This window comes from Sphingomonas sp. PL-96, assembly GCF_020707215.1.
In the GTDB taxonomy this organism is placed as follows: domain Bacteria; phylum Pseudomonadota; class Alphaproteobacteria; order Sphingomonadales; family Sphingomonadaceae; genus Sphingomonas.
Map to the genome: position 1 here is coordinate 87,751 of NZ_JAJFET010000007.1, position 23,259 is coordinate 111,009.

General features: G+C 67.9%; 27 protein-coding genes. 10 read left to right on the forward strand and 17 right to left on the reverse strand.

What is annotated here, in order from left to right:
* Nucleotides 1-51 precede the first annotated feature (51 nt).
* The 4 genes from pabB to msrA all read left to right on the forward strand — a co-directional run bounded on the left by pabB (nucleotide 52) and on the right by msrA (nucleotide 4,128).
* Complete coding sequence (gene pabB, locus LK533_RS13240) at nucleotides 52-1,815, forward strand: aminodeoxychorismate synthase component I (protein ID WP_229363526.1); 1,764 nt, start codon at nucleotides 52-54, stop codon at nucleotides 1,813-1,815.
* 33 nt (nucleotides 1,816-1,848) lie between these two features.
* Nucleotides 1,849-3,048 (forward strand): pyridoxal phosphate-dependent aminotransferase, encoded by a 1,200-nt coding sequence (locus LK533_RS13245; RefSeq protein WP_229363527.1) that lies wholly within the window; start codon nucleotides 1,849-1,851, stop codon nucleotides 3,046-3,048.
* Between the two features lie 221 nt (nucleotides 3,049-3,269).
* Nucleotides 3,270-3,416, forward strand: a complete 147-nt coding sequence (locus LK533_RS13250) for a hypothetical protein (protein WP_229363528.1) — start codon at nucleotides 3,270-3,272, stop codon at nucleotides 3,414-3,416.
* A 64-nt stretch (nucleotides 3,417-3,480) separates the two neighbouring features.
* On the forward strand, nucleotides 3,481-4,128 hold the full coding sequence (gene msrA, locus LK533_RS13255) for a peptide-methionine (S)-S-oxide reductase MsrA (protein ID WP_229363529.1): 648 nt from the start codon (nucleotides 3,481-3,483) through the stop codon (nucleotides 4,126-4,128).
* Nucleotides 4,129-4,131: 3 nt separating this feature from the next.
* Here msrA and LK533_RS13260 read toward each other — a convergent pair whose 3' ends face one another.
* Complete coding sequence (locus LK533_RS13260; protein WP_229363530.1) at nucleotides 4,132-4,530, reverse strand: DUF1489 family protein; 399 nt, start codon at nucleotides 4,528-4,530, stop codon at nucleotides 4,132-4,134.
* Nucleotides 4,531-4,566: 36 nt separating this feature from the next.
* On the reverse strand, nucleotides 4,567-5,967 hold the full coding sequence (gene mgtE / locus LK533_RS13265) for a magnesium transporter (RefSeq protein WP_229363531.1): 1,401 nt from the start codon (nucleotides 5,965-5,967) through the stop codon (nucleotides 4,567-4,569).
* A gap of 118 nt (nucleotides 5,968-6,085) precedes the next feature.
* Here mgtE and LK533_RS13270 point away from each other — a divergent pair, with 118 nt between their 5' ends.
* Nucleotides 6,086-6,544, forward strand: coding sequence for a peptidylprolyl isomerase (locus LK533_RS13270; protein WP_229363532.1), 459 nt, complete (start codon nucleotides 6,086-6,088; stop codon nucleotides 6,542-6,544).
* Between the two features lie 206 nt (nucleotides 6,545-6,750).
* On the opposite strand, the gene LK533_RS13275 is transcribed toward LK533_RS13270, so the two are convergent.
* A complete protein-coding gene (locus LK533_RS13275) occupies nucleotides 6,751-7,638 on the reverse strand; it encodes a LysR substrate-binding domain-containing protein (protein WP_229363534.1) in 888 nt (295 codons plus the stop codon).
* A 284-nt stretch (nucleotides 7,639-7,922) separates the two neighbouring features.
* Between LK533_RS13275 and LK533_RS13280 the strand changes: the two genes are divergently transcribed.
* From LK533_RS13280 to LK533_RS13295, 4 genes are all read left to right on the forward strand, one after another.
* A complete protein-coding gene (locus tag LK533_RS13280; RefSeq protein ID WP_229363535.1) occupies nucleotides 7,923-10,205 on the forward strand; it encodes a CDC48 family AAA ATPase in 2,283 nt (760 codons plus the stop codon).
* A gap of 241 nt (nucleotides 10,206-10,446) precedes the next feature.
* Complete coding sequence (locus LK533_RS13285; protein WP_420705864.1) at nucleotides 10,447-10,992, forward strand: class I SAM-dependent methyltransferase; 546 nt, start codon at nucleotides 10,447-10,449, stop codon at nucleotides 10,990-10,992.
* A gap of 120 nt (nucleotides 10,993-11,112) precedes the next feature.
* Entirely contained in the window at nucleotides 11,113-11,520 is a 408-nt protein-coding gene (gene msrB / locus LK533_RS13290) for a peptide-methionine (R)-S-oxide reductase MsrB (protein ID WP_229363537.1), read from the forward strand.
* Between the two features lie 63 nt (nucleotides 11,521-11,583).
* Nucleotides 11,584-13,728 (forward strand): transglycosylase domain-containing protein, encoded by a 2,145-nt coding sequence (locus LK533_RS13295; protein ID WP_229363538.1) that lies wholly within the window; start codon nucleotides 11,584-11,586, stop codon nucleotides 13,726-13,728.
* Here LK533_RS13295 and LK533_RS13300 read toward each other — a convergent pair.
* The 3 genes from LK533_RS13300 to LK533_RS13310 form a co-directional block, all read right to left on the reverse strand.
* Complete coding sequence (locus LK533_RS13300; RefSeq protein ID WP_229363539.1) at nucleotides 13,698-14,321, reverse strand: YgjP-like metallopeptidase domain-containing protein; 624 nt, start codon at nucleotides 14,319-14,321, stop codon at nucleotides 13,698-13,700. The two genes, LK533_RS13295 and LK533_RS13300, sit on opposite strands and share 31 nt — an antisense overlap.
* 65 nt (nucleotides 14,322-14,386) lie before the next feature.
* Nucleotides 14,387-14,821, reverse strand: a complete 435-nt coding sequence (locus LK533_RS13305; RefSeq protein WP_229363540.1) for a YcgN family cysteine cluster protein — start codon at nucleotides 14,819-14,821, stop codon at nucleotides 14,387-14,389.
* Nucleotides 14,818-15,438: an SCO family protein gene (locus LK533_RS13310; protein ID WP_229363541.1), complete on the reverse strand. Its 621-nt coding sequence runs from the start codon at nucleotides 15,436-15,438 to the stop codon at nucleotides 14,818-14,820. Before LK533_RS13310 ends, LK533_RS13305 begins: the two co-directional genes overlap by 4 nt.
* Nucleotides 15,439-15,493: 55 nt before the next feature.
* Here LK533_RS13310 and LK533_RS13315 point away from each other — a divergent pair, with 55 nt between their 5' ends.
* On the forward strand, nucleotides 15,494-16,093 hold the full coding sequence (locus LK533_RS13315; protein ID WP_229363543.1) for an ankyrin repeat domain-containing protein: 600 nt from the start codon (nucleotides 15,494-15,496) through the stop codon (nucleotides 16,091-16,093).
* Nucleotides 16,094-16,111: 18 nt separating this feature from the next.
* On the opposite strand, the gene LK533_RS13320 is transcribed toward LK533_RS13315, so the two are convergent.
* The 11 genes from LK533_RS13320 to LK533_RS13370 form a co-directional block, all read right to left on the reverse strand.
* Nucleotides 16,112-16,618 (reverse strand): MmcB family DNA repair protein, encoded by a 507-nt coding sequence (locus LK533_RS13320; protein WP_229363545.1) that lies wholly within the window; start codon nucleotides 16,616-16,618, stop codon nucleotides 16,112-16,114.
* A gap of 55 nt (nucleotides 16,619-16,673) precedes the next feature.
* Nucleotides 16,674-17,369 carry a cell wall hydrolase gene (locus tag LK533_RS13325; RefSeq protein WP_229363546.1) on the reverse strand — a complete coding sequence of 232 codons (696 nt, stop codon included), beginning with the start codon at nucleotides 17,367-17,369 and terminating at the stop codon, nucleotides 16,674-16,676.
* Nucleotides 17,370-17,523: 154 nt separating this feature from the next.
* Nucleotides 17,524-17,862, reverse strand: a complete 339-nt coding sequence (locus LK533_RS13330) for a DUF1491 family protein (RefSeq protein ID WP_229363548.1) — start codon at nucleotides 17,860-17,862, stop codon at nucleotides 17,524-17,526.
* A complete protein-coding gene (locus LK533_RS13335; RefSeq protein ID WP_229363549.1) occupies nucleotides 17,859-18,317 on the reverse strand; it encodes a PaaI family thioesterase in 459 nt (152 codons plus the stop codon). The genes LK533_RS13330 and LK533_RS13335 overlap by 4 nt, the downstream gene beginning before the upstream one ends.
* Nucleotides 18,307-18,771 (reverse strand): PTS sugar transporter subunit IIA, encoded by a 465-nt coding sequence (locus LK533_RS13340; protein WP_229363551.1) that lies wholly within the window; start codon nucleotides 18,769-18,771, stop codon nucleotides 18,307-18,309. Before LK533_RS13340 ends, LK533_RS13335 begins: the two co-directional genes overlap by 11 nt.
* A 25-nt stretch (nucleotides 18,772-18,796) precedes the next feature.
* Nucleotides 18,797-19,393: a ribosome hibernation-promoting factor, HPF/YfiA family gene (gene hpf / locus LK533_RS13345; protein ID WP_229363552.1), complete on the reverse strand. Its 597-nt coding sequence runs from the start codon at nucleotides 19,391-19,393 to the stop codon at nucleotides 18,797-18,799.
* Nucleotides 19,394-19,441: 48 nt separating this feature from the next.
* A complete protein-coding gene (gene dnaQ, locus LK533_RS13350; protein ID WP_229363553.1) occupies nucleotides 19,442-20,128 on the reverse strand; it encodes a DNA polymerase III subunit epsilon in 687 nt (228 codons plus the stop codon).
* Between the two features lie 7 nt (nucleotides 20,129-20,135).
* Nucleotides 20,136-20,729, reverse strand: a complete 594-nt coding sequence (gene coaE, locus LK533_RS13355) for a dephospho-CoA kinase (RefSeq protein WP_229363554.1) — start codon at nucleotides 20,727-20,729, stop codon at nucleotides 20,136-20,138.
* The gene (locus LK533_RS13360) at nucleotides 20,726-21,538 is read right to left on the reverse strand and encodes a shikimate dehydrogenase family protein (RefSeq protein WP_229363556.1); all 813 of its coding nucleotides are present in this window, start codon (nucleotides 21,536-21,538) and stop codon (nucleotides 20,726-20,728) included. The genes coaE and LK533_RS13360 overlap by 4 nt, the downstream gene beginning before the upstream one ends.
* A complete protein-coding gene (locus LK533_RS13365; RefSeq protein ID WP_229363662.1) occupies nucleotides 21,535-22,089 on the reverse strand; it encodes a Maf family protein in 555 nt (184 codons plus the stop codon). Before LK533_RS13365 ends, LK533_RS13360 begins: the two co-directional genes overlap by 4 nt.
* A gap of 50 nt (nucleotides 22,090-22,139) precedes the next feature.
* A complete protein-coding gene (locus LK533_RS13370) occupies nucleotides 22,140-22,955 on the reverse strand; it encodes a pyruvate, water dikinase regulatory protein (RefSeq protein ID WP_229363557.1) in 816 nt (271 codons plus the stop codon).
* Nucleotides 22,956-23,259: the final 304 nt, after the last annotated feature.

The window sequence follows — 23,259 nt, forward strand, 5'->3', positions numbered from 1 at the left end:
GCGCGCATGCGGGGTTGCGGCAAGCGCCGCGCCGCTGCAAGCGGCCGGACGATGCGCTTGCACGACGCCACCCCCTTCGTCCTGCTGGACGACGCCCGCCCCGGCGGCACGGCCCGGCTGTACCGCGCACCGGTTGCAACCGTGCAGGCGGACACGCCTGGGGAGGTCGCGACGCTATTGGAGGCGCTCGATCGCGCGCGGGAAGAAGGTCGGGCAGTCGCCGGCTTTCTGAGCTACGAAGCAGGGCGCGGCGCCGAGGGGCTTAGCGCTCCGCGCGAGGCACCGTTGCCGCTGGGCTGGTTCGGCATCTTTGACGGCTTTGAGGGGGTCGAGGCGGACGCCTTGCTGCCCGATCCCGCAGGGGCGTGGGTGGGCGCACCGCAGCCCGAACTCGGCTTTGCCGACTATGCCCGCGCGTTCGAGCGGGTGCGGGAATGGATCGAGGCGGGCGACATCTACCAGGCCAACCTCACGTTTCGCGCGACGGTGCCGATGCTGGGCGACCCGCGCGCGCTATATGCGGCGATCCGGCCGCGGGCGGCGGCGGGGCATGGCGCACTGGTGTGGACCGGTGCCGACTGGCTGCTGTCCTTTTCACCCGAGCTGTTCTTTCGCCTCGACGGGACGACCCTCTCCGCCCGCCCGATGAAGGGCACCGCGCGTCGCGACCCCGATCCGGTGCGCGATGCCGCCGCAGCGGCGGCGCTCGCTGCCGACCCCAAGCAGCGCGCCGAAAACCTGATGATCCTCGACCTGTTGCGCAACGACATCGCGCGCGTGGCGGTGCCAGGCAGCGTTGCCGTTCCGGAGCGGTTCGTGGTCGAGCGCTATCCGACCGTCCACCAGATGGTATCGGGCGTGCAGGGCACGCTGGCGCCGGACTGCACGCCCGGCCAGGCGCTGGCCGCGCTGTTTCCCTGCGGGTCCGTTACCGGCGCACCAAAGCGGCGGGCGATGGAGGTGATCGAGGCGGTCGAGGGGTCGCCGCGCGGCATCTACACCGGCGCGATCGGGCGCATCGACGCGGACGGCGACGCGTCGTTCAATGTCGCCATCCGTACGCTGCACCTGAAGCCCGCCGCGCAGACGGCCTCGCTGGGGCTGGGTTCGGGCGTGGTCGCGGATTCGACGGCGGCTGCCGAGTGGCGCGAGTGCCACGACAAGGGCCGCTTCCTCTGCCTGGGCCAGCCGCGCTTCGACCTGATCGAAACCATGGCCTTCGATCCGCGCCAGGGCATCCCGCTGCTGGAACGCCATCTCGAACGCCTGAAGGCGAGCGCGCGCAGCCTGGGCTTTGCCTTCGATCGCCACGCAGCGCGCAACGAGTTGCAGGCGGCGACCTTTCGCCTGGAGCGGCCGTCGCGGGTGCGGCTGCTGCTGTCGGCAAGCGGCGCGATCGCGGTCGAGGCCGGGCCACTCCCGCCCCCGCCTGAAGAGCCGGTGTCGGTCGCCGTGGTGCCGCTGCCCGTCCACCCTGCGGACTTCCGCCTGCGCCACAAGACCAGTGATCGCAGCTTCTACGATGCCGCGCGGCGCGAGGCCGGGTGCTTCGAGGTCGCGTTCCTGGCCGCCGATGGTCAGCTGACCGAGGGCAGCTTCACCTCGCTGTTCGTCGGGCGAGGCGGCCTGCTCCACACGCCGCCGCTTTCGAGCGGACTGCTTCCCGGGGTGCTTCGGGCACAGCTGCTGGAGGAAGGCCGGGCGGTCGAAACACCCCTTCATCCGGCCGATCTCGCGCAAGGATTTTACGTCGGCAACGCCCTTCGCGGCCTTATTCGTGCGCGCTTGGTTGCGGAGGCTCCCTCCCCCCGCTAAGGCGCCAGCGCCTTTTCTCCAGCGGGAATTCCGATGAAGACCTCTGCCGCGCTCGACCGTATCAGCCCCTCGCCCACGCTCGCCATCACCTCCAAGGTGCTGGAGCTCAAGCAGCAGGGCGTCGACGTGATTGGCCTGGGTGCCGGCGAGCCCGACTTCGACACGCCCGACTTCGTCAAGGACGCGGCGATCGAGGCCATCCGCGCGGGCAAAACCAAATACACCAACGTCGACGGCACGGCCGAGCTGAAGGCGGCGATCGTCGCCAAGTTCCAGCGCGACAACAACCTCAGCTATGCGCCCAACCAGATCAGCGTGAACGTCGGCGGCAAGCATACGCTGTTCAACGCGATGGTGGCGACCGTGAACCCGGGCGACGAAGTGATCGTGCCGGCGCCCTATTGGGTGAGCTATCCCGACGTCGTCCAGTTCGCCGGCGGCACGCCGGTGGTGGTGCAGGCCGGTGCCGACCAGGGCTACAAGCTGCGCCCCGAACAGCTGGAGGCGGCGATCACCCAGCGCACGAAGTGGGTGATCCTGAACTCCCCGTCCAACCCGACGGGAGCCGCCTATACGGTCGAGGAACTGCGCGCGCTGGGCCAGGTGCTCGAACGCCATCCGCAGGTCTGGGTGTTCGCCGACGATATGTACGAGCACATCCTGTACGACGATTTCCGCTTTGCGACGATCGCCGAGGTCTGCCCGTCGCTCTTTGATCGCGTGCTGACCGTGAACGGCTGTTCCAAGGCCTATGCGATGACCGGCTGGCGGATCGGCTTTGCGGGCGGTGCGGCGTGGCTGATCAAGGCGATGTCCAAGCTCCAGTCGCAGTCCACCTCCAACCCCTGCTCCATCGCCCAGGCAGCAGCGGTGGCGGCGCTGAACGGCGACCAGAGCTTCCTGAAGGAGCGCGCGGCCGCCTTCCAGAAGCGCCGCGACCTGGTGGTCGGCATGCTCAACGAGATCGAAGGCGTGACCTGCCCGACGCCCGAAGGCGCCTTCTATGTCTATCCCGAGATTTCCGGGCTGATCGGCAAGAGCGCGCCCAACGGCCAGGTCATTGCCACCGACGAGGATTTCGCCGGCTATCTGCTGTCGGACGCCAAGGTCGCGGTCGTGCACGGTGCTGCCTTTGGCCTCTCGCCCGCGATGCGCATCAGCTACGCGACCTCGGAAGACGTGCTGCGCGAAGCCTGCACCCGCATCCAGACGGCCTGCGCCGCGCTGCGCTGACCCCTTCCCCCCGCCGCGCACTCGTCGCGGCGGGGTGCTGCACCGCAATGTTTCAGTTTCGTGTCTTGCTAAGACGGCCGCGGCTTGGCAACGGGCGATGAACGGCCAGGCCAGCCGTGGTTCAGACCCGCCGGCCTATTCCCGTCCCATCGAAACGACATTGCGTCGCGTCGTCCCTGCATTCGGCGGGGGCGTTGCCGCGCAGCAACGGAACGACGACCATGACCAACACCCATTCGCGCCCCGGTTTCCTCCGCCTCTTCCTGGGCGGTTTCGCGCTTGGCGCGGTGGCCCTGGTGGGCGTGCAGGTGACTCAGCCGGCACAGGCGTCGGTCTGGGACGCGCCGGTCGAGCGCGCCGCCAGCTGACCTTCGGCGGAGCATCGCTTCGCCACCCCCTGTTGCGGCGCCAAAACGCGCCCATATCAAGGGCATGCGCTACAGCCTCGCCCTGCTCTTCCCGCTGACCGCGTGCAGCCTTGCGGCACCTGCCGAGGCCGAGCATGCGGTCGCGATCCCCGCCATCCAGCAGGACGTGCCCGCCGCCGGCAGCCGCGCCACCGCCGTCTTCGCCGGGGGCTGCTTCTGGGGCCTGGAGGCGGTGTTCGAACGGGTGAAGGGCGTGACGGACGTCACCAACGGCTATGCCGGCGGGACGCAGGCGACCGCCCGCTATGACGCGGTTGCGACCGAGCGCACCGGCCATGCCGAAGCCGTCCGAATCACCTATGACCCGCGCGTCGTCAGCTATGGCACGCTGCTGCGGGTATATTTCTCGGTCGCGCACGATCCCACCCAGCGCAACCGCCAGGGGCCGGACCGCGGGCCCAGCTATCGCTCGGCCATCTTTCCGCAGACGCCCGCGCAACGAACCGCAGCCGCCGCGTATATCCGGCAGCTGGACGCGGCAAGGCGCTTCGACGGACCGATCGTCACCACCCTGGAACGCGGCCAATTCTATCCAGCCGAGGGCTATCACCAGGACTTTGCGCGGCGGAACCCGCGCTATCCGTACATCGTGCGCTGGGATGCGCCCAAGGTGGTGGCATTTCGCGCCGCCTTTCCGACGCTGGCGCGCTGAACCTCAGATCAGCGCGAGCGCGGACAGCTCGCCGATGAGCCGGGGCGGCAGCGCGTTGATGTCGCCCAGTCCTTCGCCCAGGTCCGGCGGCGCATCGGCCGCCTCCAGATAGCGCCAGCCCTGGTGCGCGCGCTTGGGCCGGGCCTGCACCAGCACCAGCTCGGCGGCGAGGTGGATCGCCACCCGGCCACCCTCCGCCTCGCCAAAGCCCAGGATCGGCGAGCGCGCGACCAGCTGGTGCTTCAGGATCCAGAACAGCGATCCGCCGTCGATTTCGGCGGCGCGCTTGGGAAGATAGCGGGTGGTCAGCGCCCCACCCTCGGCCGCGCGCAGGCGCAGCCGTTCGGCGAGGTGGTCGACGCTTTCGATCGCAAAGGCGACCTTGGTAAGATGGAGCGGCACAGGGCTGATCTGGGGATTGGGCCGTCCCGGCTCAAGTCAGCCGGTAAGGCCCGCCGCGGTCGCCAAGCCCAGAAACGCCAGGAACCCCATCGAGTCCGTCGTCATCGTCACGAACACCGACGAGGCGACCGCCGGGTCGGCGCCGAACCGCTCGAGCGTCAGCGGCACCAGCACGCCGGCCAGACCCGCGATCAGGATGTTGGTCATCATCGCCGCGCCGATTACCCCGCCCAGCATCGGATTGCCGAACACCAGGCTTACCCCGACCCCGATCAGCAGGGCGATGGTGGCGCCGTTCATCAGCGCCACCTGGATCTCGCGCAGGACCGATCGGAAGGTGTTCGACTGAGTGAGCTGGTTGGTGGCCAGCGCGCGCACCGTTACCGCCATGGTCTGGGTACCGGCATTGCCGCCGACCCCCGCCACGATCGGCATCAGCGTGGCAAGGGCCACCATGCGCGCGATCGTATCCTCGAACAGCGCGATGATGGTGGAGGCGACCAGCGCGGTGAACAAATTGGTCACCAGCCAGCGAACCCGGGTGCGATAGCTTTCCAGCACCGGCTGGTTGATGTCGCCCTCACCCGCGCCGGAAAGCAGCAGTGCGTCCTCGCCGGCTTCTTCCTGGATGATGTGGACGATGTCGTCGACGGTGATCACGCCCACCAGCCGCCCGCTGCCGTCGGTGACCGCGGCCGAGATCAGGGCATATTTCTGGAAGCGCAGCGCCACTTCCTCCTGGTCCATGTCGACCGGAATCAGCGTCTGCTCACGCTTCATCACGTCGCTGACGGACACCGAACGCGGCGAGCGCAGGATCCAGGACAGCTGGCAGGTGCCGACCGGGCGATGCGCCGGATCGACCACGAAGATTTCCCAGAAGTCGGTCGCAAGCGACTCGCTGCTGCGCAGGAAGTCGAGCACGTCGCCGACCGTCCAATGCTCCGGCACCGCAATCAGCTCGCGCTGCATCAGGCGGCCGGCGGACTCCTCGGGGTAGCTCAGCGCTTCCTCGATCGCAGCGCGATCGTCCGGGTCGAGCGCGCGCAGCACGGCGCGCTGGTCGGTCTCGTCCAGGTCCTCGATGATCGCGACGGCGTCGTCGGTGTCGAGCTCGGCGGCGAGATTGGCGACCTGGTGCGGTTCGAGCGCGTCAATCAGCGCGTCGCGAACCCAGTCGTTCATTTCCGCCAGAACATCGCCGTCCAGGCGATCGGCTACGGCAGAGGCGAGCGGCGCGCGCGCCTCGCCCGGCACCAGCTCGAACAGGTCGGCCAGGTCGGCGGGGTGCAGCGGCTCGACCAGAGCGCGCACCGTTTCGACATCATCGGCCTCGACCGCATCGAGCACCGCACGCACGAACTCCGGCTTCAGCCGGTCGTCGGCGTCCAGTTCGCTGTCGGCGATGTCGTGGGCGGGAAGCTCCGTCTCGCTCATGGCTCGGCTCCCCTTGTTGGCGTTGCCCGCCCGCTCTAGCGGCGGTGGCCGCGGTTGCAACCTCCAGGCCGCCGCTCTACGGACTTGGCTCCTTTTTCTCCTGAAATCCGGAGCGTTTATGTCCGAACTTCCCAGCACGCTCGTGATGACGCTCGACACGGGCGAGGTGCGTATCCGGCTGCGTCCGGACCTGGCCCCCAAGCATGTCGAGCGGATCACCAAGCTCGCTGACAGCGGCTTTTACGACAACGTCGTGTTCCACCGCGTGATCGCGGGCTTCATGGCGCAGGGCGGTGATCCGACCGGCACCGGCACCAGCGGCTCCAAGGAGCCGAACCTGCCGGCCGAATTCAGCCGTGAGCCGCACGTCCGCGGCACCTGCTCGATGGCGCGCACGATGGATCCGAACTCGGCCAACAGCCAGTTCTTCATCTGCTTCGACGACGCCCGCTTCCTGGACGGCCAGTACACCGTGTGGGGCGAAGTGATCGACGGCATGGACGCCGTCGACGCGCTCCCCAAGGGCGAGCCGCCGCGCGAGCCGGGCAAGATCCTGAAGGCCCGCAGCGAGGCCTGATGATAGCGAGCCGGTCACCCCATGGTGGCCGGCTTTGTTTTTGGGGGCTGGCTCGGTCACCATGACGTTGCCCCCGTTTGTCCTGAGTAGCCATTGAGCGAAGTCGAAATGGCGTATCGAAGGACCGCCACGGCTGCTTCGATACGGGTCTTCGACTTCGCTCAGCCCCTACTCAGCACAAACGGCGTGCTCCGGGTCGGCGTTGGTCAGATATCCTGTGCGCCCAGCGCCTCGACCAGCCAGTCGTGAAACAGCCGTGCGGGCTCCTGCTGCATCATGCGGGGCCGGCAGACGAACCAGTGGCTGTAGGTGCTCTCTACCGACATATCGAACAGCCGCACGAGCCGCGTGTCCCTCGCCTCCTCGAAATGCGATTCCAGCATGAAGGCGACGCCCAGCCGCTGTGCGGCGGCCTCCAGCATCAGGGCGCCGGAATCGAAGAAGTCGGTCGCAGCCGGCTCCAGATAAGGCAGCCCCGCCGCCTGCCGCCAATCGGTAAAGGTATCCGGCATGTCGCGGTGAATCAGCGCGGTGAGCTTCGCCAGCTGCTTGGGATCGGTCAGCGGCATCTCCTCCACCAGCGCGCGCGCGGCGATCGCATAGACGCGGTTGCGGTCGAGCCGCCGGGAATAAAGCGCCGGGTCGATGGTGTGGCCAAGCACGATGCCGACGTCGATGCCGTCCCCAAGCCGCGCCAGGCTGTGCCCGGCGGTGTCCACGTCCAGGTGCAGTTCCGGATGGCGGCGCTTGAGGTCACCGAGCCGCGGCATCAGCTTCTGGGTCGCAAACAGGGGCAACACGCCCAGCCGCAGACGCAGCAGGTCCGATCCCGCCGACATGCGCTCCACCGCATCCGAAAGCGTATCCAGCGCGTGCGAGATCATCCCCAGCAGCCGCTCGCCGTCATGGTTGAGGCGCAGCGCCTGGTGCCGCCGCTCGAACAACGGCTTGCCGATGAACCGCTCCAGCGCCTGCACGCGCCGGCTGAGCGCCGGGCTCGACAGCGCCAGCTCCTCGGCCGCTGCCTTGATCGATCCGAGTCGGGCGACATGCACAAAGGCTTCGATCGCCGTAAGAGGAGGAAGACGCCGCATCAGCTCCAACCTGTTGTTGCACCGCACCATGGAACGCGCCGAGATAGCGGTAGCACCCGCACGCACGTGATAAACTAGGTCTTTGGTTGCACAAATTGCAACCGCGCTAATTCCTTTCGCATTTGCACAAAAATGGCCGTCGCCGCATACGGACCAGGCCTTTCAGGCATCCTCTCCTAAACCTTTCACGGCCGGTCCTTGTGACCGGCCTTTTTTTTGCGCCTTGCCCGGCCGACCCCCGATCCTATCTCCCGCACTCGTTTCGAGAAGGTGAAAGGATGCCGATGGCCGACGACCAATCGCAGGCGCGCCGGATACAGGTGGCGAATTCCCGGCCGGAGGACAGCGGCCGCGGCATCGCCCATCTGCCCCGCACGCTTATGGCATCGCTTGGCGTCACCGAGGGCGATGTGGTCGAGATCGTCGGCAAGCGCACCACCCCCGCCCGCGTGGTCGGCCCCTACAGCGAGGATGAGGGGCTGGACCTGGTCCGCCTGGACGGCTTGCAGCGCGCCAACGCCGGCGTCGGTGCCGGTGACTTCGTCGAGGTCAATCGCGTCGAGTCCAAGGCCGCGACTCGCGTCGTCTTCGCACCCGCCCAGCAGAACCTGCGGCTCCAGGGCTCGAGCAACGCCCTCAAGCGGACGTTCCTCGGCCGGCCCTTCTGCCAGGGCGACGTGGTGGCCACGGCGGGCCACCAGCGGGTGACCGATCCCGCCATCCAGCGCTTCGTCAACGCGCCTGCCTATGCGCTGCAGGAGATCCGCCTGGCGGTGGTTTCCTCGACGCCCAAGGGCGTGGTGCACATCGACGAGAACACCGAGATCGAGTTGCGGCCCGAATATGAGGAGCCGCGCGAGGCGCGCCGTGCCGACGTCACCTATGACGACATCGGCGGCATGGCCGGCACGATCGACCAGCTGCGCGAGATGGTCGAGCTCCCCTTGCGCTATCCCGAACTCTTCCAGCGGCTGGGCGTCGATCCGCCCAAGGGCGTGCTGCTCCATGGCCCGCCCGGCACCGGCAAGACGCGGCTGGCGCGTGCGGTCGCAAACGAAAGCGACGCGGACTTCTTCCTGATCAACGGGCCCGAGATCATGGGCTCCGCCTATGGCGAATCCGAAAAGCGGCTGCGGGAGGTGTTCGAGGAAGCGAGCCAGAACGCGCCCTCGATCGTCTTCATCGACGAGATCGATTCGATCGCGCCCAAGCGCGGACAGGTGTCGGGTGAGGCCGAGAAGCGGCTGGTCGCTCAGTTGCTGACGCTGATGGACGGGCTGGAGGCGCGCGCGAACGTCGTGGTGATCGCCGCCACCAACCGGCCGGAGGCGATTGACGAGGCGCTGCGGCGGCCCGGCCGCTTCGATCGCGAGATCGTGGTCGGCGTGCCGGACGAGCGCGGGCGCCGCGAGATCCTGGGCATCCACACCCGCGGCATGCCGCTGGGCGAGGGCGTCGACCTGCGCGAGCTGGCGCGCACCACCTATGGCTTCGTCGGCGCCGATCTGGCGGCACTGACCCGCGAGGCCGCGATCGAGGCGGTGCGGCGAATCATGCCGCGGCTCAACCTGTCCGAACAGACGATCCCGGCCGAGGTGCTGGATACGCTGTCGGTCGGGCGTGAGGATTTCCTGGAGGCGTTGAAGCGCGTCCAGCCGTCGGCCATGCGCGAGGTGATGGTGCAGGCGCCGACCGTCCGCTGGGACGATGTCGGCGGGCTGGACGAAGCGCAGATGCGGCTGAAGGAGGGTGTCGAGCTGCCGCTCAAGTCACCCGACGCCTTCCGCCGGCTGGGCATCCGTCCGGCCAAGGGGTTCCTGCTCTATGGGCCGCCGGGCACCGGCAAGACGCTGCTCGCCAAGGCGGTCGCGCGCGAGGCGGAGGCGAACTTCATCGCCACCAAGTCGAGCGACCTGCTGTCGAAATGGTATGGCGAAAGCGAGCAGCAGATAGCACGGCTGTTCGCCCGCGCCCGCCAGGTCGCGCCCTGCGTGATCTTCATCGACGAGCTCGACAGCCTGGTTCCGGCGCGTGGCGGCGGCATGGGCGAGCCGCAGGTGACCGAGCGCGTGGTGAACACCATCCTGGCCGAGATGGACGGGCTGGAGGAGCTGCAGTCGGTGGTGGTGATCGGTGCCACCAACCGGCCGAACCTGGTCGACCCGGCGCTGCTGCGGCCGGGCCGCTTCGACGAGCTGATCTATGTCGGCGTACCGGATCAGGCCGGACGTCGGCGTATCCTGTCGATCCAGACCGAGAAGATGCCGCTGGCCGACGACGTAGACCTGGATGCGGTGGCGGCCGAGACGGAGCGCTTCACCGGCGCCGATCTGGAGGATGTGGTGCGTCGCGCCGGCCTGATGGCCCTGCGCGAGTCGCTCGCCAACACGGCCGTGCGGATGAGTCATTTCCGCCAGGCACTCGCTGAATCGCGCGCGTCCGTCACTGCCGACATGGAGCAGGAGTATCGCCAGATGTCGGCGCGGCTGAAGCAGGACGCCGTCGCGATCCAGCCGATCGGCTTCATCGCGCCCGGCATGGTGCAGCCGCGGGCCAAGAAAGACTGAGGAACGGGCGCGTCGTCATCCTAAGGGGTGGCGGCGCGCCGGAGATTTTGGCAGGGGCGCCGTTTGCCGCGGGGTGAACCCGCATTGCGTCAGGACGAAACCGTTCGGCTTGCATCTTCGTTTCGGTTTTGCGACGACACCTTCGACGCGGCCCCGGCCGCCCCGCCCAAGGATTTCCATGAACACCAGTTCCACCACCGCCAGCCGACGGAGCAGCAAGCGCGTTCCTTCCCCGGCGGGCATGTTCCTGCGCGGGTTCGTCAAGCATCCTGTGATGGTGGGGTCCGTGATCCCCTCTTCGGGCAAGCTGATCCGCAAGATGCTGGCGCCCGTCGACTGGGCCAACACCAAGGTGTTCGTCGAATATGGTCCCGGCGTGGGTACCTTCTGCCGCCCGATCCTGGAGCGGATGGCGCCGGACGCGCAGCTGATCGCGATCGACACCAACCCCGAGTTCATCGACTATCTGAACGGCACGATTCTCGACTCCCGCTTTTCGGCGGTGCACGCGTCGGCCGCCGACGTGGTCCAGATCGTCGCCGATCACGGCCATGCCAACGCCGATTACGTGCTGTCGGGCCTGCCCTTCTCCACCCTGCCGGCAGGTGTGGGCGAGAAGATCGCCGATGCCACCGCAGAGGTGCTGCGCCCGGGCGGCGCGTTCCTGGTCTATCAGTTCAGCCCGAAGGTGCGCGACTTCCTGGCGCCCAATTTCGAACGCATCGACCACGACATGGAATGGTGGAACGTGCCGCCGGCACAGCTCTACTGGGCCTGGAAGGACTGAGCCACCGGCTCGTCGCCACACGCTGAACATTCGCTTCCAACGCGCCGTGTGGACCTCCACACGGCGCGTGTTCGATTCCGCTAGTTGACGCGGCGGCCGGGGCGCAACACATCTAGCCCCATGGATTATCTCAACCTTTCCGAATCCGAGTGGCGCAAGCGGCTGTCGCCAGAGGCCTATCACGTGCTGCGGGAGGCTGGGACCGAGCGGGCCTATGCCGGCCACTACAACGACAACAAGGCCGATGGCCTCTATCGTTGCGCGGGCTGCGCGAACGAGTTGTTCGACAGCATCGACAAATATGATTCCGGATCGGGCTGGCCGAGCTTCACGCAGCCGATTGCCGAGGATCGCGTCACCAACCATGCCGATACCAGCCATGGCATGCGCCGGGTCGAGACTCGCTGCGCGCGCTGTGACGGGCATCTGGGCCATGTCTTCCCCGATGGCCCGCCGCCCACGGGCCTGCGCTATTGCATGAACTCGGTCGCGCTGGATTTCCGTCCACGCGGACGGACGGACGGCTGATCGCAATAACGGGGTTGGGCGCTTGTGGGCGGCGCCCACAGCGCGTACTCCGGCAGCGCTTCCATGGCCACCCGTACCCGTAAACGCCCGCCCGCGCCCCGGTGGCGCCGAATCCTCCTCTGGACCCTCGGGTCGGGGCTAGCCCTGCTGCTTCTTGCGATGCTCGGCCTGACCGTCGCGGTGATGAACGCACGGGCAAATCTGCCGAGCTTCGCCGAGATGAAGTCCTCGCCCAACGGCCAGATGATCCGGGTGCGTGCCGCCGACGGCACGATCCTGGTCTCGCTGGGCCCAAGCTATGGCGAGTGGATCTCCTATGACGAGATCCCACCGGTGATGCGGGATGCGATGGTCGCGGTCGAGGACCGGCGCTTCCGCTCACACCTGGGCGTCGATCCGGTCGCGGTTGCCCGCATCCTCAAGTTCGCCGTCGACAATCACGGCAATGGCCGGCGCTTGCAGGGTGCCTCCACCATCACCCAGCAGGTGGCACGCACGATCTTCCTGTCGAACAGCTACACCGTCAGCCGCAAGCTCAGGGAAATCGTGCTGGCGCTCGCGCTGGAACGCAAGTTCACCAAGGACCAGATCCTCGAGCTCTACCTGAACAAGGTCTATTTCGGCGGCGGCGCCTATGGCATCGACGCGGCTTCGCGCCGCTTCTTCGGCCATCCCGCCACCACGCTCGACCTGTCCGAAGCGGCGGTCGTGGCCGGGCTCGTGAAGGCCCCGTCGCGCTACTCGCCGACCGCCGATGCCGAAGCGGCGGTGGGACGCGCGGGCGTGGTGCTGGAGCTGATGCAGGAAACCGGCGCGATCAGCGCGAGCGAAGCCGCATCCGCCGATCCGCACGCGGTGAAGCTGGAACCCGAGCCCAAGCAGAACAGCGTGCGCTACTTCACCGACTGGGCGTTGCCGCAGCTGGAGACGCTGATCGACGAGACCGACGCGCCGCTGGACGTGTGGACTACGCTGGACCTGCCGATGCAGCGCGCGGCGGACCAGGCGATCCGCGCCAATGCGCCCGCTGGGGTGCAGGGGGCGCTTGTATCCCTGGACCGCGACGGTGCGGTGCGCGCGATGGTCGGCGGCAAGGACTATGTGTCCTCGATCTACAACCGCGCCACTCAGGCGACGCGCCAGCCGGGATCCGCGTTCAAGCTGTTCGTCTATCTCGCGGCGCTGGAGGCAGGGCATAAGCCCGAGGACCAGGTGGTCGACGAGCCGGTGACGATCAACGGCTGGAGCCCGCGCAACAGCTCTGGCCGGTTCAGCGGGGCGATGAGCCTGCGTTCGGCCTTTGCCTATTCGATCAACACCGTCGCGGCCAAGCTTGGTCAGGAGGTGGGTTATGGCACGGTCGCCGACATGGCACGCCGGTTCGGCATCACGACGCCGGTCGATACGCGCCCGGCCATGGTGCTCGGCACCTCCGACGTGCGACTGATCGACATGACCCGTGCGTTCGCCTCGGTCTCGCAGAAGGGCGTGGCCGTGACGCCCTATGGCATCACGCGCGTGACCGCCGCAGGTGCGGTGATCTACCAGCACCAGGTCGATACCTCGCGCGTGCTGGTCGCGCCCTATGTGGCGGCGCAAATGACCGACCTGCTCCAGACCGCGGTCGCGACCGGCACCGGCCGGGCCGCGCAGATCGGGCGTCCGGTTGCGGGCAAGACTGGAACTACCTCTTCCAACAAGGACGGCTGGTTCCTCGGCTTCTCCAGCGGGCTTACGACCGGCGTCTGGATGGGCCGGGACAATGCCCGGGCTGTGGGCGGGCTTCAGGGCGGCACTGCGCCGGCGCGTGCCTTTGCAAGCTTCATGCAGAAGGCGGTGGCGGATCGCCCGGTCGAGAACTTCGAAACTCAGGTGACTCTGCCCGACTGGCAGGAGGAACCGGACGCCGAATCCTATTATGGCGAACCGGACAATGGCGTGTTCGTCGACGAACACGGCTATCCCGTCGAGGGCCAGCAGCAGCCCGAGCAGGGCCAGTACCCGCAGCCGGATGCTCCGCAGGCGGAGCAGGCGCCGCGCGAGACTCTCGACCAGGATTGGCTCGACCAGGCCATCGGCCGTACCGCGCCGTCGCCCGAGCTCCAGCGGCGGAGCACGCCCTATGATCCGCGGCGCGCGATGCAGGGCGAGCCGCGCCGCCCGGTAGAGCGGCCAGCCTATGATCCGGAAGCGCGTCCGTACCAGTGAAGCGCTGCACCGTGCGCGCGCAGCCAGGCGCGCGCGGGTGCCGGATCCGCCTCCAGCAGCCGGGCTACGGCCGCGTGAAAGGCGGGGCTGTGATCCATGTGCAGGCGGTGCGCGACTTCATGCGCAACCGTCGCGCGGAGCACGAAGCTGGGCGCCAGGATCAGCCGCCAGCTGTAGCGGATCGCACCCGTGGCGGTGCAACTGCCCCAACGGCCGCGCGGATCACCGATCGCCACCTGGCTGACGGTGACGGCCGCGCGCGCGGCGGTGCGTTGCGTTTCCGCCGACAGCACCGCCAGCGATTCGCCTCGCAACCAGCGTTCCACCCGCGCGGGCACCCGCTCCAGCGGCCCACCGCAGCGAAGCGCATCGCCTTCGCGTAACGGGCTGCGACCAGCCGCCGCATCCCAGACGATCTGCAAGGTGGCATCGCCAACCGGAATGGTCTCGCCCGGCGCAAAGGGACGCGCCTGCGGCAGGCGCGCCTGTTGCGCGTCGATCCACGCACGCTTGCTTTCCGCCCAGGCGAGGGCAGGGCGCAACGCGGCGCGCGTGGGAAGGGTGAGGCGCACCCGGCCGGTCGCGGGGTCCACGGACAGGCGGGCACGCCGGGCTCTGGCATGCCGGACGACTTCGATCGGCGCGCCCGCCGGCTCGCTCACAGCGGGCGGTCGACCATGTGGTGCTCGAGATCGCCGGCATCATCCTCGGAAATCGTCCACCCGCGGGTGGACTGTCCCGCGGCATGCACCGCTTCCCGGTCTCCGCAGACGAGATAATGCCAATCCGGCAGCGGCTCGTCATTGGCCCGCAGGCGATAGGCGCAGGTCGATGGAAGCCATTCGATGTGCGGGACCGATCGGGCGGTCAGCCGTACGCATTCGGAGACAAAGGCGTGACGATGGCGATAGTCGCTGCACTGGCCGGAGCGGCGGTCGAGCAGGCGACACGCGACGTTGGTCGCGATCAGCTCGCCCGTATCCTCGTCCTCCAGCTTGTGGATGCAGCATTTGCCGCACCCGTCGCACAGCGCCTCCCACTGCGCTCTATCGAGCTTGGCGAGTGGCGTGTCTTCCCAGAATCGGTCGCTCATCGCACCCACCGTTCGAGTTCGCGGGCGATCGCCTGCGGATCGCCATCGGTCGGCAACAACGCGATCGGCTTGCCGTCCGGGTCCATTAAATAGGCCTGCGTCCCGTGATCCATCAGATATTCGGTCGACCCCGGATCCTGGCGCTTGGCGAACGGGACCGCATAGGTGCGGGCGACTTCGGCGATCGCTTCGGGACTGCCGGTAAGACCGACCATGCGCGGGTGGAACGCTGCGACATAACGGCCGACGACTTCCGGCGTGTCCCGCTCCGGATCGACGGTGATGAAGATCGGCACCACCCTGGCGCCCAGCGCCGGGTGTGCGCCTTCGAACGCCTTCAGCCCGGCAGCGATCTTCTGCAGGTCGACCGGGCACACGTCCGGGCAGAAAGTGTAGCCGAAATAGACGATCCGATAGCGGCCGGTGAAATCGCTGTCGCGAACCGTCTGCCCCTTGCCATCGGTGAGGGCAAAGGCACCGCCGATCCGTGCGCCGGCCAGCGGCGGCTGCTGGGCAGTGCCGCCGGTTCCGCCTCCGCAGGCGGCAAGCAGCAGCGCCAGCGCGAAGGCGGGCAGGGGGGCAAGGCGAGCAAAGCGATCCATGGTGCAATCAGCCATGATCTGATAGCCTTGCGCTTGCAAGCAGCCCCAGCGGATGAGTAACTTTCGACCCATGTCTCGCGCCCTCAGCACCTTTGTCGCCATCACTCTCGTGATCTCCCCCACCGTCGCCACTGCCCAGCAGCGTACCCAAAGCTACGAGTTCCTGGAGGCGGTGCGCAAAGGCGACGGCGACAAGGTCACGGACTTCCTCAACCAGCCTGGGCAGCTGCTGATCAACAGCAAGGATCGCTCTTCGGGCGACGGCGCGCTGCATATCGTCACCAGCCGCAACGACGCGGTCTATCTGCGCTTTCTGCTCGCCAAGGGTGCCGATCCGAACATCCAGGACGCCAACGGGAACACGCCGGCGATGCTGGCGGTGGAGAAGGGCTTCACCGAGGGGCTGGATTCGCTGATCCGCTACAAGGCGAACCTGAACCTGGGCAATGCGCGGGGCGAGACGCCGTTGATCCGCGCGGTGCAGCTGCGGCGGACCGACCTGGTCCGCACCTTGCTGGACGGCGGCGCCAACCCGGATCAGGCCGACATTCTCGCCGGCCTGTCCGCACGCGACTATGCGCGCCGCGACACGCGCACCCCGGCGTTGCTCAAGCTGATGGATGAGGCTCCCAAGGCCAAGAAGCCGGTCATCGCCGGCCCGCGGCTCTAATCGCCACGCCTGGAGCGGCTACCAGCCCTGCACCGCGTCGGGATCGGTGACGCCGATCAGGCGGCGCGCGGCACGTCGGGCAAAAGCCAATGTGCAACGCTTGCGGGTAGCGGCGGCAAGCGGGACGGTTGCCGCCTCCCGCAGCACCGCCGCGTCGTAGCGATCGGCAACCAGAATCCCGCAGCGCTCCGGCAGAAAGCCCTCACCCTCCAGCACCGACGTGTCGAAGCCTGCCGGCACCGCCCAGAAGTAGCGGTCGCAATGGCCGAGATAGTCGGTCCACTTGCCATCGCCCAGCAGGTCGCTGCGCGACACCTTGATCTCGACGATGACGATGCGGCCGCGGGCGTCGAGCGCCATCAGGTCGGCGCGGCGGCCGCCGTCGAGCGGCACTTCGGCCATGGCGGTGCAATCGTGGCGGAGCAGCAGGCGAGTGACACCGCGGGCCACATCCGCGGCGACCAGCGGCCCAGTGTCGGGCACCGGCAGCGCGGACGACCTGTCTGGAACAAGCACGGAACTCATGCCGCGCATGTTAGAACAATCCACGAACGCGGGGAAGCCCCGCGCCGACGCGGAATCAGCGATAGAAGATGTGGTTGCCGACCGACGCGACGCGGGCCTTGCCCCAGCGCGGCGAGAGACGGCGGGCGTGGAAGAACAGCGCGCCATCGGCGGGGCTGTCCCAAAGCGCGCGCTTGGCGACATGCGCCACCGCGACCGCAGTGCGCCAGGCGGTGCTGCCTTCGTTGGGCTGCGGCAGTTCGCCGCCACGTACGAAGGAGAACTGGCCCGGCTGCTTGATGACGCCGCAAGCAGTGGTGGGGAAGCGCCCCGACTGGGTGCGGTTCAGAATGACCTCGGCAACGGCGAGCTGGCCCGAGAGCGGCTCGCCCTTTGCCTCATAATAGATGCCGGTGGCGAGGCAGTCGATCTGCTCGTCTTCACCCACGCTCGACGGCTGGGCGGCGACGGCGGCGGCCAGCGACCCGAAGGTGGCGGTCACGCTCGCGGTGCCGACCGCCTGGACGATCGGAGCCGCCGCAGCAAAGGTGACGGCGGGCTTGGTCAGGGTCGAGGTGGTGGCTGCGGCGGCATTGGCGGCAGCGAACTGGGAAACGGGGGCTGCGGGAACCTTTGCCGCGCTCTCCACGTTGATGGACTCGACGGATGCGCGTTCAGCTTCGAACGCGAAACCCGGAGTGGTGATCGCGCCCAGCAGCGCGACACAGAGGTAGAGGGCCGCAGTGCAGGCGGTCCGCTTCTTGGACGACATTGAACATCATAGTTATGCGGTTGGTGCGCGGGCCGCTCGGCAAGCCGATCGTCCCGGGCTTTCCCCCCGACTGCGTCACCGTCCGGTATCGCACCCCGGCGCGGCACAACGCCACAAAACAGTGGAACTCCCATCAACGGGGCGGGAGTTGGAGTCAATCAGCGTAGATCGTCTCCGCGGCGAGGCGTTGTGCATCTGCGACATTCACCTCCACCACCCACAGGTCCGGATCGCTGCGCCGGCGGCGCTGCCAATAGTCGAGAATCATCTGCGGATCGCCCTGGCTCGGGCCGACCTGCACGACGGCTTGCCTGCCGTCAGGGGCGTAGCCGCGCTCGAACAGCTGTGGCGGGCCGCCGCGATGTTCGGCCACCAGCAGCACGCTTCCGGAGTCGCGATCGCCGCGCGCCAGCACCATGGCGCTGCCCCCCGCCTGGTCGACGAGTCGCACCAGCGCGTTAACCGCCAGACCCGTCGGCAGGCGGTCGCTCATGCGTCCTGGTAGCCGGGCAGGTCGGCGAGCGGGATGCGCGAGCGCATGAAGGTGCCGGTCCCGCGTGCCACCTCTTCGCCGTCCGGGCCGATCAGCCGTGCATCGGCCACAAAGACCCGGCGCTGGCCACTGACCCAGCGCCCCTCGGCCACCACCGGACCGGCCCGCAAGGGGCGGGTAAGCAACAGGTTGAACGCGGTGGTAAGCAGGAAGCGGTCCGTCACCAGGCTGTTCGCCGCGTAGAAGGCGGCATCGTCGAGCATCTTGAAATAGCTCGTGCCATGCGCCGCGCCCGCAGCGTGATAGTGGGCTTCCTCGATGTCGAAATGGATGCGCGCCAGCCCGCTTGTCGGAATCTCCAGCCGCGACTTGAACAGCTGGTTGATCGGCGCTGCCGCATAGAGTGATTCGAGCCCGCGGAAGTGAGTCTCCACCACGGCAGGATCATGCAGCATCCCGTGCCTCCACCCCCGTCAACAGCGCATATAGCGCGTCGGAGGAGCCCGCACCGCGAAGCTTGGCGCGGAAGTCCGCGTCCCGCAGGGCCCGGGAAACACGGGCCAAGGCCTTCAAATGTTCGGAGCCCTCGGTCGGCGAGAACAGCGCAAAGACAAGATCAACGGGCAGGTCGTCGATCGCTGCGAAGTCGATCGGCCGGGGCATGCGGACAAAGACGCCGATCACCTCCATGAGCCCGTCGATGCGGGCATGGGGGGTGGCGATGCCGTTGCCGAAGCCGGTGGATCCCAGCCGCTCGCGCTGCAGCAGCAGGTCGCACGCCGCACGCGCGTCCACGCCGGGCACGGTCGCGGCGACCGTGCCCAGCTGCTGGAACAACAGCTTCCGGTTCGCGGCCGGCACATCGGCCAGCACGCGATCCGGCGTCAACAGATCGCTGAAGTCGATCATCAGGCGATTGGGATCCCCGCGACCTTCAGGCGGCGCGGTTGGGTTCGACCCAGCCGATCGTGCCATCATGGCGGCGATAGACCATGTTGAACGCGCCGGTGCCGCTGTTCTTGAACAGCAGGGCATTGGTGTTGCGCAGGTCGAGCATCATCACCGCGTCGGACACGCTGGCGTCGGGCACGTCGACTCGAGTCTCCGCGATGATCAGCGGTGCATCGGCCTCGATCTCTTCCAGCGCCTCGTTGCCGCCGAACACGGTGTAGCCGGCGTTGTCGAAATCGTCATACGCGCCCACCTGCGCCAGGGCGGCCGCCTCGACGGCGTTGCGATCCTTCAGGCGGCGGGTGTAGCGGCGCAGCTGCTTTTCGATCTTGTCGGCAGCACCGACGAACGCGCCCTGCGCGTCCTGACCCGAGTTATGCCCCTTGAGCACCAGGCCCTGGGTGACATGGGCGACGATGTCGCAGGTGAAGCCATTGTCGTGCGGGCCCTTGCCAAAGGTGGCGGACGCCGAGATCGCACGCGCAAAATATTTGTCGGCGATGCCCTGGAGGCGCTCCTGGACCTGCTGCTTCAGCGCGTCGCCCGTGTCGACCTGATGCCCTGAAACCCGGATGTCCATACTTCTCTCCACTCTATTGAACCGGCCTAGGCACAGTGCCCAGGCCCGTCAATCAGCCGCCCCGGCGTGCCACAGCGGCTGTTTGACTGTCTCTAGAAACGCTGCATGGGCCGCCAGTTCCGCATCGCTGGCTGCGAAAACCCGCGGCGGGCGCACCTTCGGTGCCGCGATCACGATGGCTTCTTCCATCTGCGGCACCACCGAGGCGAGGCCCAGGCCGATCTGGCGACCGCCCATCAGCTCGACATAGACCTGCGACAGCAGCTGCGCGTCGAGCAGCGCGCCGTGCAGCACACGCCGGCTGCGATCGATGCCGAAGCGCACGCACAAGGCGTCCAGCGTGTGCTTGGCGCCGGGGTGGCGGCTGCGCGCGATCAGCAGCGTGTCGACCATGCGCTCCATCGCGATCACCGGGCGCTTGCACAGCCCAAGCTCGCCGTTAAGAAAGCCGAAGTCGAAGGACGCGTTGTGCGCAATCAGCGGGCAGTCGCCGAGGAACTCGAGCAGTTCCTCGATCCCGGCATGAAAGGCGGGCTTGTCGGCGAGAAACGCGTCGGACAGCCCGTGCACCGCCTGCGCTTCTGCAGGCATCGGCCGGCCGGGATTGAAATAGGCGTGGAACACCCGCCCGGTCTCGACCCGGTTGAACAGCTCCACGCAGCCGATCTCGACGATGCGGTCGCCGCCGGAGAAGCTGAGGCCCGTGGTTTCGGTATCAAAGACGATTTCGCGCATGGCGTCGCTATCCGCGCTCGCCGACGGTGAGGCAAGCGATGACGCGCTGAACCGCAGCCCGCGTTTCGGCGAGCGGAACATCGGTCGGGATCACGAAGTCGGCGCGCGCACGCTTCTCCGCGTCGGGCAGCTGGCGTGCCAGGATGACGTCGAGCCGTGCCTGCGTCATGCCGGGGCGGGCGAGCACCCGCTGCCGCTGAACCTCCGCCTCGGCGCTCACCACCGCCACCTTGTCGACATAGCGCTCGCCCCCCGTCTCATAGAGCAGGGGAACATCGAACAGCAGCAGCGACGCGGAGCCATGATCGCGGACAAAAGCGGCGCGTTCCTCCGCCACCGCCGGGTGGACGATCGCCTCCAGCCGGGCGAGCGCCGCCGGATCGCCCAGCACGGCTTCGCCCAGGGCAGTGCGATCGACCCCGGCCACGCCGGTCGTGTCGGGAAACGCCGCCTCGATTGCCCCGACCAGCCGCCCGGCCGGTCCCTGCAACCGGTGCACGGCAGCATCGGCGTCGAAAACCGGCACGCCCGCATCTGCGAACATCGTCGCCACGGTCGACTTGCCCATGCCGATCGACCCGGTGAGGCCGAGCCGGATCATGCCAGCAGCAGCGCGCGCAGTTCCTCGTCCCGGTCGCGCGGGGGCTGGGCGTCGAACAGGATCTCGAACGCGAGCGCCGCCTGGCCGATCAGCATCTCCAGCCCGTCGACCGTCTCCAGCCCGCGCGCGTGCGCGGCGGTGAGCAGCGGGGTTTCGAGCGGCGCATAGACGACGTCGTAAACCACCGCGTCCTCGGGCAGCGGCGCCAGGTCGAGGTCGAGCGGCGGCTGGCCGGTCATGCCGAGCGAGCTCGCATTCACCAGCAGCCTGGCGGCCGGTACGGGCGCGGAGAGGGGGAGTGCGTCGCCCTTCAGGCCAAAGGCGGCGAGCAGCGCCGCCCCCTTCAGCGGGTTACGATTGAGCAGCGTCACCCGGCCGACGCCCAGCTTCGACAGCGCGAACAGGATCGCGCGGGCTGCACCACCCGCACCGACGACGCAGATCGGCGCGCCTTCCAGCTCCAGCCCCGCGATCGGCGCGTAAAATCCGCCGGCGTCGGTGTTGGTGCCGACCAAGCTGCCGTCACCATCGCGGAACACGGTGTTGATCGCGCCAATCGACTGGCGCACGCCGCCGCGATCCTCGACATGGTCGAGCGCCGCCGTCTTGTGGGGCAGGGTGATGTTGCACCCGCGCCAGGCGGGATCGGCGCGCCGCTCGGCGAAATAGGCCTCCAGCCCCTCGGCCGTGACATGGGTCGCGCGATAGTCGCCTTCCATCGCCAGCGCGTCGAGCCAGAAGCGGTGGATGCGTGGCGACTTGGAATGGGCGATCGGATCGCCGATCACTTCGGCATAAGGCTGAGTCACGACAACAACACTCCTCGATCGCGCAGATAGCCGGCAAGCGGCAGCAGCGGCAGGCCGAGAATGGTCCAGTGATCCCCCTCGACGCGGTGGAACAGCTGCGCACCCATTGCCTCCACCCGATAGCAACCGACGCAGCCGGAAATCGCCGGCCATTCGGCCGCCAGATAGGATTCGATAAAGGCGTCGGACAGCGGCCGGACGTGCAGGCGGGCATGGCCGATGTGGCGCCACACCGGCCGGCCGCCCTCGACGATCACCGCCGCGCTGTAGAGATCGTGGCGCGCGCCGGACAGGCGCCGCAGCTGCGCAGCGGCATCGACGCGATCGGCCGGCTTGTCGAGCAGGCTGCCGTCGGGTGCGACGACGACGGAATCGGCGCCCAGCACCAGCCCGCCCGATACTCGCGTGTTCGCGCGGACCGCCTTCAGCTCGGCGAGCGCATCGGCGAAGTCGCGAGGCGCCAGCCCCTCGGCCAGAAGCGCCGCCTTGGCCGCTTCCTCGTCGAGGCCGTTGGCAACCGCGTCATGCGCGATCCCGGCCGCCGCGAGCATCGCTCGCCGCGACGCGCTTTGCGAGGCGAGCACCAGGCGCAGACTGTTGCTCACGATCGGTCGCCCTTTCGTTCCTGATAGAGGGTGATGATCGCCGCCGCCGTTTCCTCGATCGAGCGGCGGGTGACGTCGATCACGGGCCAGCCATTGTCCGCGAACATCCGCCGCGCAAACGCGATCTCGCGCGCGACCGAGTCCTGCTCGACATAGTCGGTGTCCGGCGCCTGGTTGAGCGACAGCAGCCGGTTGCGGCGAATCTGGATCAGCCGGTCGGCGCTGGTGGTGAGCCCGACGATCATCGGCCGCTTCAGCGAATAGAGCGCGGTCGGCGGCGGCGATTCCACCACGATCGGGATGTTCGCAGTCTTGTAGCCGCGGTTGGCGAGATAGATCGACGTGGGCGTCTTGGACGATCGCGACACCCCGGCGAGCAGGATGTCCGCCTCTTCCCATTCTTCCCACAGCACCCCGTCGTCGTGAGCAATGGTGAACTGAATCGCATCCACCCGCGCGAAATAGGCGGCATCGAGCATGTGCTGCCGTCCCGGCCGCGCTTTCGCCTCCTGGCCGAGCAGGCTGGAGAGCGCGTGGCTCACCCCGTCGAGCGGGGCCACCGCCGGCAGCCCCATCGCCCGGCAGCGCGCCTCCAGCGTCTTGCGGACTTCCGCATTCACCAGCGTGAACAGCACGATGCCCGGATTATGGGCGATTTCCTGGAGGATCCGCTCGAGGTGCGTCTGGCTGCGCACCATGGGCCAGAAGTGGCGGAGCGTCTCGACCCCGTCGAACTGCGCCAGCGCCGCCTTGGCGATGTTCTCCAGCGTCTCTCCCGTGGAGTCCGACAGGAGGTGCAGGTGCAGCCGCATGGCTCAGCGGGACAAATCTGTGGACAACATGGGGACAACCGCTAGCGCAACCCGAACCCCCGGCCAAGCCAGCCGATCCGTCCACATTTCCCCGGATCCGTCCACAGCTGCATCGACAGCGTGCGATTCCGCCCCCAGGCTGTGGATAGTGTGGATAACCGAATCCGAATCTGCACGGTCGCGCTGACTCTGTCCCCGTCAAGCTGTTGGCAATTTGGGGACGGAAGCATAAACCCCGGCTTCCCCACGCCAACAACCACCACCTCCTTCATTCTTTGAATCTTCTTTTCTGTAGAGGCACGAC